Here is a 15,207-nt window from a genome sequence, read left to right as displayed (position 1 = left end):
TGTGGTTACAATAGCAGAGAGGATACACCTGTTCCCATTCCGAACACAGAAGTTAAGCTCTCTAGCGCTGATGGTACTTGGTGGGAAACTGCCTGGGAGAGTAGGACGTAGCCACGTAATTTTTTTTATTTTTTGTTGTCAAGTTTCTTATTTTCAAATTTCTTATTAAAAAAACATAAGTCTGTTATAAATGCTTTATATAAACACATATAATATTTTAAAGAGTTTTTTATAAATTAATTTTTATAATGTAGGATGTGAGGTTTTATAGGTATGTACTTTTAAATAAGAAAGGAGATAGATAAGTGGGTGTCTGTAATCAATAGTTTTATTTTACAATATGGATTAATATCTGTATTTGTATTAATTATGATTGAGTATGCTTGTTTTCCATTACCTAGTGAAGTAGTTTTGCCACTTTGTGGTGCTATTGCAGCAAGAAATCATTTTGGTTTTCTAACTATTTTAATTTTAAGTATAGTTGCAGGGATACTTGGTTCGATATTTTGTTATACAATAGGTAATTGGGGAGGAAAATCTATCATAAATAAGATAGTAGAGATATGTCCAAAGGCAAAAAAGGGAATTTTTACATCACAAGATTATTTTAACAAATACTCTTCTATTTCTGTTTGTGTATGTAGATTAATTCCTCTATGTAGAACATACATATCTTTTATAGCAGGTATTGCAGGTCAGAATATTATAACTTTTATTGTATCCTCTATTGTGGGTATCACCATATGGAATACTTCGTTAATTAGTATTGGGTATATTTTTTCAGAGAGTTGGGTAAAAATAATGTCACATTATAATGATTATAAATTTATGGTTCTAATTATACCAATAGCTATAATTATTGTTGGTTTTGCTATTAAGTCACATATACATAAAAAACACAATAGAATAAGATTATAAAAATATATATGGACAGCCCTTTTTGTAGAATACAGAAAGGGCTGTTATTAATTTATAAAATTAATTTTAGGCTATATCCTTTTGTGCTAAAATGGTGTTAAGAAATAAAACAAATACTATTTTATATAAAAGGGGTAAGGATATGGATATAATAGATAACTTAAGGATACAAGGGGTAGATGAGAAACTTATTGAAGATGTATTGCATTTCAGAAATTATTATGGCTTAGAAAAAGATTTAGAATACAGAGTAACAAAATCTAAAACTTATTTTTATGGTAAAGATATATTATCTATGTGTATAACAGCTATTTTAGAAGAAGAAAATATTTTATTGTCAGGGCCAAAGGCAACAGGGAAAAATTTACTTGCTGATAATTTAGGCGAGATATTTAATAGACCCCAATGGAATACCTCGTTTCATATAAATACAGATAGTTCAACACTTATAGGTACAGATACATTTATAGATAATGAAGTTAAACTTAGAAGGGGTTCAGTTTATGAGTGTGCTGTTAATGGAGGATTTGGAATATTTGATGAAATTAATATGGCAAAAAATGATGCCATAGTTGTAGTTCATTCAGCCTTAGATTATCGTCGAGTGATTGATGTACCAGGTTATGAGAGAGTTAATCTGCACCCAGCAACAAGATTTATTGGAACTATGAATTATGAGTATGCGGGAACAAAGGAACTTAATGAAGCTCTAGTTTCTAGGTTTATGGTAATAGATATTCCTCCTGTAGAAGAGGAGAAGTTAATGATGATTTTGAAAAATGAATTTTCAGATGCTGATGAAGAAAAATTAGCACAATTTGCAGGGATATTTTTAGATTTACAATTAAAATCTCAAAATGGTGAAATATCTAGTAAAGCTATTGATTTAAGAGGTCTTATGGCATCTCTTAAAACTATAAGAAGAGGATTAAAGCCAACTCTTGCAATTAATATGGGGCTTACAGGAAAGACTTTTGATATATATGAAAAAGAAATGGTTGGAGATGTAATTAAAACAAGAATACCTAATAAATGGGAGAGTGCAGATATATTTCCAATAAGTCATATTTAATATAGGTGAGATTATGAAATGGATATATGATGATTATGAATTTGAAAATAGAGCAAATAACTTATCTTGGACAATAGCTGGTGATTATAACGAAAGTATAGATATATCAGAAAAAGATTATTCTTCAAAGGAAATAGGTCTATACTTTGCAATAATTGCAGGAGCTAGAAGAAAATATGTAGACTGGGATATAGTTAAAAAATACCTCACAAATAGAATACGAAAAGGATATGATAAGGATGTTATATTAGGTCTAATTCAAGTTATACTAAATACAATTGTTGAAGAAAAAGCTATTAAAGATAGACCTGGAATAGAAGATATTAGAAAAAGAGCATATAAAGATATTGTTTCACGTTTTACCAAGATATACAATAACAATATGATGGACAAGATTAAATATGCATTTGTACTTTATAGCATGGATAAACATCCAGCATTAGATAGTATAACTAAAAGAATAGTAAATGATATAAGGCTTATAGATACAAATCAGGATATTATGGAGATTTTAAAGGCATTAGATGTTATATATTTAACTTATTTTGAATATATATTGAATAGTGAAGAAAATAATTCTACATATGATGAAAACAATGTAAAAAATGTTGAAGTAAACTTTGATACGTTTGCTGATTTTATGTATGAAGAACTATATAGCGATGAAGATGAAAATATCGTTGAAAGTGATATAGATTCAATCTCCTCATCAATGCTTATAGAGGGAGTAGGAGACTTTGATAATTCTCAAGCTAACAATTCAGCAGATAGAGTTATATATGTTGATGAAGAGACTGTAAATAAAATATACACTAAAATAGAACATTACTATGGGAAAACTTATTTAAGTAAGGGTGAAATTAAAAAGCTTGAAACACAAAATTGTAGAAACGTACATGAAGGATGTAGAATTCACTTCACAGATGGTGTTCTTAGAAGTGAATGTAATAATGTTTTTCAGCTAAAATATGTGACAAGACAAAAAGAAAATAATTTAGGCAAATTTAGAGAACATGCTAGGATGTATAGACAACAAATAAAGCGATTAAAAGAAAGCCTTTCTAGGATTTTAGTAGAAGAAAATGCTAAAAATAGAGTATATTCTGATTGTGGTACTATATTAGCAAATAGAGCCTGGAGAGTTGGAAGGAGTAATAATAATAAAATATTTTATAAAGATATAGAAAATGAAAAAGGAAAATATGTTATTGATATATTGTTGGATGCAAGTGGTTCTCAAAGTAGAAACCAAGGAAATGTAGCAATTCAAGCTTACATAATTGCAAATGCTTTGACGGAAGTTGGAATACCAAATAGAGTTATGGGTTTTTCTAGTTTCTTAGATTATACGATATTAAAAAGATTTAAGGATTATGATGACAGTATTAAAAATAGTGAAAACATCTTTGAATACTTCTGCGCTGGTAACAATAGAGATGGTTTAGCTATAAAATCTATATGTAGTGGTTTGATAAATAGAGATGAAGAAAATAAAATTTTGATAGTCCTTAGTGATGGAAGACCAAATGATGTAAAGATAGGAAAAAACAGTGAGAGAACTTTAAGAGGTGAAAAAGCTTATAGAGGTGTTGTTGGTTTAAGAGATACAGCTAATGAAGTAAGAAAAGCTAGGAAACAAAATATATTAGTATTAGGAGTATTTACAGGCAAAGAATCAGAACTTGAAGCTGAAAGATTAATCTATGGAAATGATTTTATATATTCAAGAGATATAACTAGATTTTCTGATGTAGTTTCAATGTATTTAAAGAAAATAATTAGGAATTAATAGATTTATAAAAAAGAATTTATATACATAAAAATATAAAAATGAATAAAATTTGTAAAAAATGTAGAAATTTTCACAGAAAAGGTATACAATGATTTATATAGAAAATGAATTAAAAATAAAGTAATATTAAAAATTAAATATATAATATTATAGGTTCTTTAAGCAAGATTAATAGGGAAGAAGGTTAAATTCCTTTACAGCCCCCGCTACTGTGATGCAGACGAAACTTTTGTTAGCCACTATGATAATATGTTTTTATATTTCATGGGAAGGAAGAGGAGTAGGATGAAGCTAAGTCAGGAGACCTGCCTAAAATATTAAAGTGATTTCTTCGGGGATGGAGAAAGTTTCTTATAATAATTATACAGATATGTTTATTTTATGTGTTTGTATTTAGATTGTCGAAAATTAGAAGCCTAGCCATCGAGTTAGGCTTTTTTATTTTGCTATAATGAAGGATACATGTATTATTCATATTTTAATTATTAGAAAGGGAGAGAGGGGATACTCAAATGAAACAAAATATCAAATTAGGGGTTATAGCTGCACTTATGTTAATAATTTTAACTCCAGTTACATCAAATGCAATGCATATAATGGAAGGTTACTTACCAGTAAAATGGTCTATAGCATGGGGAGTTATATTTATACCATTTTTCTTAGTGGGATTAAAATCAATAGGTAAAATAGTAAAGCAAGACCCTAAGAAGAAAGTTTTATTAGCTCTATGTGGAGCATTTGTCTTTGTATTATCAGCATTAAAAATACCTTCAGTAACAGGAAGTTGTTCACATCCTACTGGAGTAGGTCTTGGAGCAATAATGTTTGGACCAAGTGTAATGTTTGTTCTTGGAACTATAGTTTTAATATTCCAAGCATTATTACTAGCACATGGTGGAATAACTACTTTAGGAGCTAATGCTTTTTCAATGGCTATAATAGGGCCAATTATATCATTTTTAATATTTAAAGCATTAAAGAAAAAGGATGGAAATAATGCTATACCAGTATTTCTTGCAGCAGCAATAGGAGACTTAGCCACATATACAATAACTTCAATACAATTAGCACTGGCTTTTCCAGACCCATCTGGTGGAGTGATGGCTTCAGCAATTAAATTCTTAGGAATTTTCTTTATGACTCAAATACCAATAGCAATAGCAGAAGGTATCCTTACTGTAATTGTATATAATTTAATTACAGAAAATGGAGAAAAAAGCATACTAGAAAATAATGATAAAGGAGTTAAAGCTAATGAGTGCTAAAACAAAAACAAAAACTAACATATTATTACTTTTATTAGTAGTAGCTCTTATTATATTCCCATTACTTGTAAATTCAGGTGCTGAATATGGAGGAGCAGATGGTCAAGCTGAAAGTGAAATTACTAAGATAAATCCAAATTATGAGCCTTGGTTTAGTAGCCCATATGAGCCACCAAGTGGAGAAATAGAGAGTTTATTATTCTCTGCACAAGCAGCTTTAGGTGCAGGTGTAATAGGATACATATTAGGTATTCAAAAAGGAAAGAGAAGTTAATTATGCTTATAATTGATAAATATGCATATACAAATAGATTGAGTAAAGTAAATCCAAATAAAAAAGTAGCCATAGGAGCAATTTTTCTAATTGCTTCTATGGTAATAAAAAATGTATTTATCTTAAGTGGAATTATGATTTTAATGAGTATTTTAGTTGTTTGTGTAGCAGGGATAGATTTAAAAAATTATTTGAAATTACTTCAAATACCAATGTATTTTTTATTTCTTAGTATAGGTATAACTCTTGTAAATATATCTTTTAATAAAGTAGATTTACTATATAGTTTTCAATTTTTTAGTTTTTATATAGGAATATCAAAGGCATCTATTGACATGTCTATTCATGTGTTATTTAGAGCTATGTCTTGTTTAACTTGTGTGTATTTTTGTATACTTACAACACCTTTTAATCAGTTAATATTTTTCTTCAAAAAATTGCATTTACCAGACACCTTTGTTGAATTATCAATGTTAATATATAGATTTATATTTATATTTTTAGAAGAATTTTCAGAGATATATAAATCACAAGAACTAAGATTTGGGTACATAAATTTAAAAACTTCATATAAATCTTTAGGGATTCTTGGAAGTATGCTGTACAAAAGGCTTATGACAAGGTATGATGATATGTGTATATCATTAGACATAAAATTGTATGATGGTAAATTTCACATAGTAGGGGATAATGATGTTTAAAATAAATAATTTAACATATCAATATGAAAAAAATGCTAGTGCATTATTGAACATTAATATGGATTTCTCAAAGGGAAATGTTATAGGTATAATAGGCTCAAATGGTTCAGGAAAGTCAACTTTATTTATGAATTTAATGGGAATATTAAAGCCTACATCTGGAGAAATACTTTTCAAAGAAGAAAAGTTAAAGTATGATAAGAAGAGTTTGTATAATCTTAGAAAGAATGTAGGGATTGTTTTTCAAGACCCAGAAAAACAAATATTTTACTCAAAAGTATATGATGACATAGCATTTGCGATGAGAAACATTGGAATGGATGAAAAAATTATTAAAGAGAGAATAAACAAAGCTTTGATAGCTGTTAATGGAATAGATTTTATAGATAGACCAGTACACTTCTTAAGTTATGGTCAGAAAAAAAGAGTAGCAATTGCATCAGTTATAGCAATGGAAAATGAAATTATATTGCTTGATGAACCTACAGCTGGATTAGACCCAGTAAGCACTAGGTCTATTGTAGATATAATAAAGGGATTAGATAAAAATAATATAAAAATAGTAATATCCAGTCATGATATGAATTTAATGTATGAAATATGCGATTATATATATGTACTGGATAAGGGGATTTTAATTGATGAAGGAAATGCAGAAAGTGTATTTGTAAATGAGAACAATATTATACAAGCTGGATTAGAATCTCCATGGTTAGTAAAGGTACATAAAAATATGAATTTACCTTTATTTAAGAAAGAAGAAGATTTGTATAAGTACTGGAAAGAAAGAGACTTAGTACAAATAAATAATTAAGCCCTAAACCTATTTTAAAAAAATAGATTTATATATAATAACCCTTAACCTAGACCCCTTAAAGGTGCCTTATGATTCCCCAAATCATAAGGTTATTTTTTTATAGATATAAAAATAAATTTTATAAGTAAGTGTTATCTAATTGTTAAAATTTGACAATAATCTATTAATATAATACATAATTATAATTTGAAGTAATTCATATTTTAGATTAAAATATATTTATGGCTGTTAACAGGAGGAGAAATATGAATTTAGATACATTAAATCCTGCTCAAAGAGAAGCAGTAGAAAAAACTGAGGGGCCAGTACTTATATTAGCTGGTGCTGGTTCAGGTAAAACTAAGGTACTAACAACAAGAATAGCATACCTTATGGAAGATAAAGGTGTACAAGCACCTAGTATATTAGCTATAACATTTACAAATAAAGCTGCAAATGAAATGAGAGAAAGAGTCGAACAAAATATAGGTTCGGAAACTAAGGAAATGTGGATAAGTACATTCCATTCTTGTTGTGTTCGTATACTTAGAAAAGATATAAATAAAATTGGTTACAATAGAAGTTTTGTAATTTATGATGCTGCAGACCAAGTAACCTTAGTCAAAGATTGCCTTAAAGAATTAAATTTAAGTGATAAAGTATTTGAACCAAAGGCCGTTATAAGTGCTATTTCAGGAGCAAAAGATAAGCTTTATACACCAAAGCAGTTTAAAGATATGAATATGTCGGATAATAGAATGGTTAAAATTGCAGATATTTATGCATTATATCAAGACCGTTTAAAGAGAAATAGTGCACTTGATTTTGACGATTTAATACTTAAAACTGTAGAACTTTTTAAGGTTAATGATGAAGTATTAGCTTATTACAGAAGTAGATTTAGATACATAATGGTAGATGAGTATCAGGATACGAGTAAAGCTCAATATGAGCTAATAAAATTATTAGCTAGAGAACATCAAAATATTTGTGTTGTTGGAGATGATGACCAAAGTATTTATGGATGGAGAGGCGCAGATATAAGAAATATACTTGAATTTGAGAAAGATTATGATAATGTACATGTTGTGAAACTAGAACAAAATTATAGATCAACACAAGTAATATTAGATGCAGCTAACAAAGTTATATCAAATAACATAGAAAGAAAAAGAAAGAAACTTTGGAGTGAAAAGAAAGAAGGAGAACTTATAAAGATACAACTAACTGGCAGTGAAATAGAAGAAGCTGATTTTATAGCTGACTCAATTGCACAAATAGCTAGAAAAGAGAATAGACCATACAAAGATTTTGCAGTACTTTATAGAGCAAATGCACAAGCAAGACCTGTAGAAGACGCTTTAAATAGAAGTCAAATACCATATAATATATATGGTGGTACAAAGTTTTATGAGAGAAAAGAAATAAAGGACTTAGTAGCGTATTTAAGAGTTATTCAAAATCCACAGGATGACATATCTATAAAAAGAATTATAAACGTTCCTAGAAGAGGTATAGGGCTTAGAACTATAGAAAAAATTGAAGATAGAGCCAATCTGAAACAAGAGAGTATATATTCAGTTTTAATTGATATAGAAACAAACTCCGATATATCTACAAAAGCTAGAGCAAGTATAAGTGGATTTGTTGATATTATAGGTACACTTAGAACTATAAAAGAAGTCTATCCTGTTAGTAAGTTAATAGAAAAAGTTTTAGATACTACAGGATATATGGATGAACTTGTAGATATAAAAAATAAAAATGAAAAAGATTTAACTGGTAAAGGTGAAGAAGCTCAAGATAGAATTGATAATTTAAGAGAATTTATATCTATAGCACTAGAGTTTGAAAGTAGTAGTGATGATACTTATGAAAATAAAGATTTAGAGACATTTTTAACTAGTATAGCACTTACATCCGAATCTAATGATGAAGAGGACAATGATAGAGTTTCTCTTATGACAATTCATACATCTAAAGGATTGGAGTTTCCAGTTGTATTTTTAACAGGGATGGAAGAAGGACTATTTCCTATATCAAGAGCTATAAAGTCTCTGAGTGAATCTCAAATAGAAGAAGAAAGAAGGCTTTGTTATGTTGGTATAACTAGAGCTAAAGAAGAGCTATACATGTCACTAACTGAAAAAAGAACGCTATATGGTAAAACAAATGTTGCAATAGCTTCAAGATTTATGGAAGAGTTACCAGAAGAATGTATAGAAAGATTGTACAAAATGAAAAAAGAATTAAGTTATTCTAAAGCAAGTTATAATATGTTAGATAAATATACTAAAAAGTATATGAATACTATAAGTAAATCTAAAGTTGCAGATAATGTTAACGCTACAATAAAAGATTCAAATAAAGAGACTAATCCAGAAGATATAAAGCTTGGTTCTAAAGTACATCATCCTAAATTTGGGGTTGGAACAGTCGTGTCTATAACTGGAACAGATGTTACTATAGCCTTTGATAAGCAAGGAATTAAAAAAATAAATAAAGAATATACAACACTAGATATTTTATAATGGAGGAAAATTAGGAATGGATAGTATAAGCTTTGCTAAAAATTTAATAGATTTCATATACGATAGCCCATCATCTTTTCACGCAGTTGATAGTGCTAAAGAAGTTTTAGATAAAAATGGATTTGAAGAGTTAGCTTTAAATAAGAAATGGAATCTAAGAGTAGGTGGAAAATACTACGTGACTAAAAATTTATCTGCTATAGTAGCTTTTGTAGTTAACTCAGATAATATAGAAGAAGGTGGGTTTAGAATAATAGGTTCTCATTCAGATTCTCCTACATTTAGTATTAAGCCAAATGCAGAAATAGAAGCTGAGAAAGCTTATTTGAAGCTGAATACAGAATGTTATGGAGGAGCAATATTAAGTACATGGTTAGATAGACCACTTGGTATAGCTGGAAGAGTAGTCTTAAAAGGAGATAGTGTACTTAAGCCAAAGGAAAAACTTATCGACTTTAAAAAACCAATTTGTATAATACCAAATCTAGCTATACATTTGAATAGAAGCATAAATGATGGTCATTCATATAATAAGCAAAAAGATATGTTACCTTTAGTTGGATTATTAAATGATACATTAGAAAAAGATAACTTTCTTTTAAAACAAATATCATCTAATTTAAATGTAAAAGTGGAAGATATAATAGACTTTGATTTGTTCTTATATGAATTTGAAAAAGGAAGTTTAATAGGGGCTAATGAGGAATTTATATCTATTGGAAGACAAGATAATCTTGCAATGGTACATGCTAGTTTAAATGCTTTAGTTGATGCTAAAGGACAAAGTGGTGTAAATGTAATGGCTGTATTTGACAATGAAGAAGTTGGAAGTTCTACTAAACAAGGTGCAGATTCAAATATGCTATTAAATATATTGGAGAGAATATGTTTATCAATAGGGAAACATAGAGAAGGATTTTTTGAAGCTATTTATTCGTCTTTCATGATATCATCAGATTTAGCTCATGCTATTCATCCAAATACTCCAGAAAAACATGACCCAACCAATAAACCAGTTATGGGAAAAGGGCCTGTTATAAAGATAAATGCAAGTCAAGCATATACAAGTGATGGATATTCTATAGCTGTTTACAAAAATATATGTAAGGAAGCTAATGTCGAGTATCAAGAATTTGTAAATAGGTCAGATGAGAGGGGTGGAAGTACTATAGGTCCAATATCCTCTACTCATGTAGATATACCATCTGTGGATGTAGGAAGTCCAATTTTAGCAATGCATTCTATAAGGGAATTAGGTAATGTTGAAGACCATTATAGTATATATAAAACATTTAGTAAGTTTTTTGAAATATAAATATAAGATAAACAATTTGGAGATGAAACTATGAAACTAGGACTATGCTTAGAAGGTGGAGGAGCAAAGGGAGCTTACCAAGCAGGGGTAGTTAACGCTTTGTATGATAATGGAATAAATCATTTTTATTCAATTTCAGGAACATCAATAGGAGCAATAAATGGATATTATTTATACACAGGTAATGTTGATAACTTGAAAAAAATGTGGACAAATATAAAAGATATCCAGAACGGAAATGTGAAAATAGTAAATAATACTGTGGATAATTCTCCAGCTATAGATAATCTGAGAGAACTAGATAGTAGTAAAATAGAGAAAATGAACTTCTATGTTAACTATGTAGAAGTTAATAATAAGGTAGTATCAGAAAAGGTTGTAAATGTGTCAAAAATGCCTAAAGACGAAGCAATTTTAAGCATTTCATATAGTGGATTGTTACCATCAAATCCAAATGCTACTCTTGGATTTAAAGAACAATTCATGAAGGATGTGCAAGATGGTATTTATGATGGTTTTAAATTGGATGGAGGTCTAATTAGGAGTGCGTTAATTGAGCCTTTAATTGTGGATAATGTGGATAAAATTATTCTGATATCCACAAAGTATAATTATGATTTACCAGATGACATCAAAAAAATATATAATGAAGATAAAATAATAGTAGTTAGACCTAACACTCAATTTGCACCTAAAGATACTCTTAACTTTGATGATGAGTTTTGTAAAACTATATATCAAGAAGGATATGAAATAGGAAAAAATATACTTGCTAGAGTTTAATTTAGAGTATAATATAATAAATGTAATTGTGTAATTTAATTAATAAAAAGGAAGGTAATAAGTCATGGAAAATAAAAATCCTATAGTAACTATAGTAATGGAAAATGGAAAAGAAATAAAAATTGAGTTGTACCCAAATATAGCACCAAATACAGTTAAAAATTTTGTATCATTAGTAGATGATGGATATTATAATGGAATAACATTTCATAGAGTAATACCAGGATTTATGATACAAGGTGGATGCCCAAATGGTACTGGAATGGGTGGTCCAGGACATTCTATAAAAGGTGAATTTAGTGGAAATGGATTCACTAACAATTTAAAGCATGAAAGAGGCGTTATATCAATGGCTAGAACTATGGCACCTAATTCAGCTGGTTCTCAATTTTTTATAATGCATAAAAATTCACCACATTTAGATGGTCAATATGCAGGTTTTGGTAGAGTTATAGAAGGTATGGATACAGTTGATGAAATAGCATCAGTTAGAACAGGAGCAGCGGACAAGCCACAGACTCCGCAAGTTATGAAAGCTGTAACTGTAGAAACTTTTGGAGTAGATTACTCAGACGTTGAAAAAAACTAGGACACAGATAAAAGAAAAAATATATACAACTTAAAGATAAAGTGAGATGTTATTATATTTTCTAGAGAATATAATAACATCTCACTTTTTAATTTATTCTATTATAATTTGTTTTACTGAAATTTAATTATCTATTAAATTTTTATTATACTAAATAACTCCAGTAATCTTATCAGAACATCATCTTAAAGTATTATAGAAAAATAATTATATTAAATTATTTATGATTAAGTTTTTAATATATAATATATTAAAATAAATATAGAAGATAGATGGAAAACATTTATTTTAACATTTTTTAAAGCTATTTTAGCGATTTTATTTAAGAAAAGAAAGTTATTTGTATATTTTTATTTAAGAAAAAACATTATAATGGTAATATATTCTATTTACAATTTCATAACTTTGGTTTACAATAATAGAGACAATAAATCCTAAAGAACATAATAAGAAAAAAGTGCTTAATATTTGAGAGAGACTGGTTTAGTTTACACCAGCTAAACCAGTCAAGGAATAATTTAAAGTGTAATATATAATAAGAAGAGAAAAATACACTATTAGAGTTTTCTAATAGTGTATTTTTTTATGGAATTTAATATTGTTATAAAAGAATTTCAAACAGTAAATTTTTAAGTGACATATTGTAACTAAGTATGTACTTTAACAAAGACATTAAATATATTGAAAGGTTTAATAAAAATATAAAAAACTGTTTCAAATTTAAATTTGAAACAGTTTTTGTGTTGTTTAAAGATTTTATATTATTTAAAATTTTTAATTGCAGTAGTTAAGTTAGGTACTAATTGTTTCTTTCTAGATACAACACCTGGAGCAAATGTTCCTTGAACTCCTTCAATACCAAATGCATCAGCAATCAATCTATCTTCTGCTTTGTAGATTAAATAAGAACCTTCTTTTATTATATCTGTAACTGCAAGAACTAATTTGTCATAATCAGTTGAATTTATATAAGATAAAAATTCATCCTTCTTAGCAAATATAGAGTCTGTGTCTAAAGTAAATACTTGTCCTATACCAACTCTATGTCCACTCATGTTAAACTCTTTAAAGTCCATATTTACTATTTGTTCTATAGTAAACTCATCTAAAGAAGTACCACATTTAAACATATCCATAGCATATTTTTCCATGTCTACTTTTGCTATTTTACTTAATTCTTCACAAGCTTTCTTATCCATATCAGTAGTTGTTGGAGATTTAAATAATAATGTATCAGATAATATAGCAGATAAAAGAAGACCAGCTATTTCATAAGGTATCTCAACATTATTTTCTTTATACATTTGATAAATTATAGTGCTATTGCATCCAACAGGCATAACTCTAAAAGACATAGGAACATCAGTAGAAATACCACCAAGTTTATGATGGTCAACTATTTCAACTATATTTGCTTGTTCAATTCCATCAGCACTTTGAGCATATTCATTATGGTCAACTAAAACAACATTCTTTTTAGATGGATTTAATAGATGCCCTTTTGAAATTAATCCTAAAAACTTATTGTCATCATCTAATATAGGATAAGATCTAAAATTTGTTTCTAACATAATTTCTTTTATTTCATCCATATAGTCATCTTCTTTAAATGTAATCAAATTATCTGTGGCTTCTATAGAATCTAAGAAACTACATTGATTTATGACATTAGAAGTTTTGTAGTTGTCACTTTCAACAGAAACAACAGACACTCCATTTATTTTAGCAAGAGCTAGTAAGTCTTTTGAAATTTTTGTATGATTAGTAAGTATTAAAAGCTTAACTTTTGTATCAATTGCGTATTCAATACTATCATATCTATCGCCAACAATAGCTATATCCCCTTCTTTTAAAGTCTCTATCAGGGTTTCCATACCAAATGATAAAGTAACAACTCTACCTTTTACATCTTCACCACAATCTACAAGGATATTACCATTAAGGTTTTTGCAGATATTTGATAGTGATGTGTGTATAGTTGTAAAATGTTGATGAAGAAGGTTTTTAGCTATTTCTTTCATGGTAATAATACCAGCAAAAGTTCCATCCTCATAAGTTACAGGTAATGTTTTAACATTTTTTTCATCCATAAGATTATAGGCTTCTAATATAGAAGAAGTTGGAGTTAAAGGTACTACCTTATCATAATTTAAATCTCTAACTTGTATTCTAACGTTATCTAAGATTTTAGGTGCATCTACCTTAAAGTAATCTAAGGCGTATTTAGCTTCCTTTCTGATGTCTCCTAAAGCATAAGCTGTTGCTTCTATCCCTAATTTGTTTTTTAAATGTGCTAATGAAATTGCAGAACATATTGAATCTGTATCTGGATTTTTATGTCCGAAAACTAATAAACTCATTTTAATACTCCTTTCAAAACCTGAATATAATAACTGATAAAAATATTATATCAAAAGGTAGTAAGTATTTGTTGTAAAAGAAAAAATTTAATGAAAAAATATTATAGGAAATTTTATCTCTTATATAAGTACTACAAATTTAATATAAAATTTTTTATGATATCTACTTTTACCCAATTAAATTAATTTTTATTCACAATTAATTGATTGGATATACCTGAGAAAAAATTAATTAATATGATAATAAACTAAGAATTTATAAATAATTTTGTGCTGTAAAATTTTTTGTATACATATTGTAAGTAAAAAATTAACGAGGTTGATATAAAAATTGTTTATCTACATGAAAAATATTATTTTAAGATATTGACTTAAAAATAACTTATAGAAACTAAAATATTTTTAATTTATATATTTTTAAAAATTACATAGTCATTATCAAAAGAAAAAATGCATATAAATCAAAAATAAGTGTTATTTTATGAAAATATGACAAAAATATTATGTCTTACTTGTAAAAATAACATATAAAATTTAATAAATAAAAAAAGTGAAAGATATAAATTATCATTTTAGTAGTTTATTTAGTCAAAGTAAATTATTCAAATGAAATATATCTTATTTAAATAAAAAAATTTAATAAAAGTAAAAAAAATAATATATTTGTTAAAAAATAAATTGACGAAATATTCAGAAAAAAACTTCTTGACCTAAAGGCATAAAGTAAATAAAATCTAAAGTATAGATATGAAATCTATAAAATTATTTTAAGTATAGGTTAAAAATATAATAGATGATGCATTTAAGATTT

12 protein-coding genes, 1 rRNA gene and 1 riboswitch are annotated in these 15,207 nt (G+C 27.6%); of the genes, 12 read left to right on the top strand and 1 reads right to left on the bottom strand.

Going from position 1 to position 15,207, the window contains the following annotated elements:
* The 12 genes from rrf to IC174_RS16060 all read left to right on the top strand — a co-directional run bounded on the left by rrf (position 1) and on the right by IC174_RS16060 (position 12,036).
* Positions 1 to 117 (top strand): 5S ribosomal RNA (rrf, locus tag IC174_RS16115).
* Between the two features lie 192 nt (positions 118 to 309).
* Positions 310 to 918 (top strand): DedA family protein, encoded by a 609-nt coding sequence (locus IC174_RS16110; RefSeq protein WP_227483401.1) that lies wholly within the window; start codon positions 310 to 312, stop codon positions 916 to 918.
* A 142-nt stretch (positions 919 to 1,060) separates the two neighbouring features.
* On the top strand, positions 1,061 to 1,990 hold the full coding sequence (locus tag IC174_RS16105; RefSeq protein ID WP_227483400.1) for an AAA family ATPase: 930 nt from the start codon (positions 1,061 to 1,063) through the stop codon (positions 1,988 to 1,990).
* 13 nt (positions 1,991 to 2,003) lie between these two features.
* A complete protein-coding gene (locus tag IC174_RS16100; RefSeq protein ID WP_227483399.1) occupies positions 2,004 to 3,779 on the top strand; it encodes a nitric oxide reductase activation-like protein in 1,776 nt (591 codons plus the stop codon).
* Positions 3,780 to 3,916: 137 nt separating this feature from the next.
* Positions 3,917 to 4,110: riboswitch (cobalamin riboswitch) on the top strand.
* A 184-nt stretch (positions 4,111 to 4,294) separates the two neighbouring features.
* The gene (locus IC174_RS16095) at positions 4,295 to 5,047 is read left to right on the top strand and encodes an energy-coupling factor ABC transporter permease (RefSeq protein WP_227435530.1); all 753 of its coding nucleotides are present in this window, start codon (positions 4,295 to 4,297) and stop codon (positions 5,045 to 5,047) included.
* Positions 5,037 to 5,321: an energy-coupling factor ABC transporter substrate-binding protein gene (locus IC174_RS16090; RefSeq protein WP_227435527.1), complete on the top strand. Its 285-nt coding sequence runs from the start codon at positions 5,037 to 5,039 to the stop codon at positions 5,319 to 5,321. Before IC174_RS16095 ends, IC174_RS16090 begins: the two co-directional genes overlap by 11 nt.
* Positions 5,322 to 5,323: 2 nt before the next feature.
* Entirely contained in the window at positions 5,324 to 6,022 is a 699-nt protein-coding gene (gene cbiQ / locus IC174_RS16085) for a cobalt ECF transporter T component CbiQ (protein WP_227483398.1), read from the top strand.
* On the top strand, positions 6,015 to 6,836 hold the full coding sequence (locus tag IC174_RS16080) for an energy-coupling factor ABC transporter ATP-binding protein (RefSeq protein WP_227435523.1): 822 nt from the start codon (positions 6,015 to 6,017) through the stop codon (positions 6,834 to 6,836). The genes cbiQ and IC174_RS16080 overlap by 8 nt, the downstream gene beginning before the upstream one ends.
* 248 nt (positions 6,837 to 7,084) lie before the next feature.
* Entirely contained in the window at positions 7,085 to 9,349 is a 2,265-nt protein-coding gene (locus tag IC174_RS16075) for a DUF3553 domain-containing protein (RefSeq protein WP_227483397.1), read from the top strand.
* 16 nt (positions 9,350 to 9,365) lie between these two features.
* Positions 9,366 to 10,664, top strand: coding sequence for a M18 family aminopeptidase (locus IC174_RS16070; RefSeq protein ID WP_227483396.1), 1,299 nt, complete (start codon positions 9,366 to 9,368; stop codon positions 10,662 to 10,664).
* A 30-nt stretch (positions 10,665 to 10,694) separates the two neighbouring features.
* Positions 10,695 to 11,447 carry a patatin-like phospholipase family protein gene (locus IC174_RS16065; RefSeq protein WP_227435517.1) on the top strand — a complete coding sequence of 251 codons (753 nt, stop codon included), beginning with the start codon at positions 10,695 to 10,697 and terminating at the stop codon, positions 11,445 to 11,447.
* A 64-nt stretch (positions 11,448 to 11,511) separates the two neighbouring features.
* The gene (locus IC174_RS16060) at positions 11,512 to 12,036 is read left to right on the top strand and encodes a peptidylprolyl isomerase (protein ID WP_227435515.1); all 525 of its coding nucleotides are present in this window, start codon (positions 11,512 to 11,514) and stop codon (positions 12,034 to 12,036) included.
* Positions 12,037 to 12,797: 761 nt separating this feature from the next.
* Here the strand turns inward: IC174_RS16060 and IC174_RS16055 are convergent.
* Positions 12,798 to 14,396: a putative manganese-dependent inorganic diphosphatase gene (locus IC174_RS16055; RefSeq protein ID WP_227483395.1), complete on the bottom strand. Its 1,599-nt coding sequence runs from the start codon at positions 14,394 to 14,396 to the stop codon at positions 12,798 to 12,800.
* Between the last annotated feature and the right edge of the window lie 811 nt (positions 14,397 to 15,207).

Source organism: Clostridioides sp. ES-S-0001-03 (assembly GCF_020676075.1).
Taxonomy (GTDB): domain Bacteria; phylum Bacillota; class Clostridia; order Peptostreptococcales; family Peptostreptococcaceae; genus Clostridioides.
The sequence above is the reverse complement of the archived record's forward strand: the minus strand, read 5'-3'. Positions and strand labels throughout refer to the sequence as shown.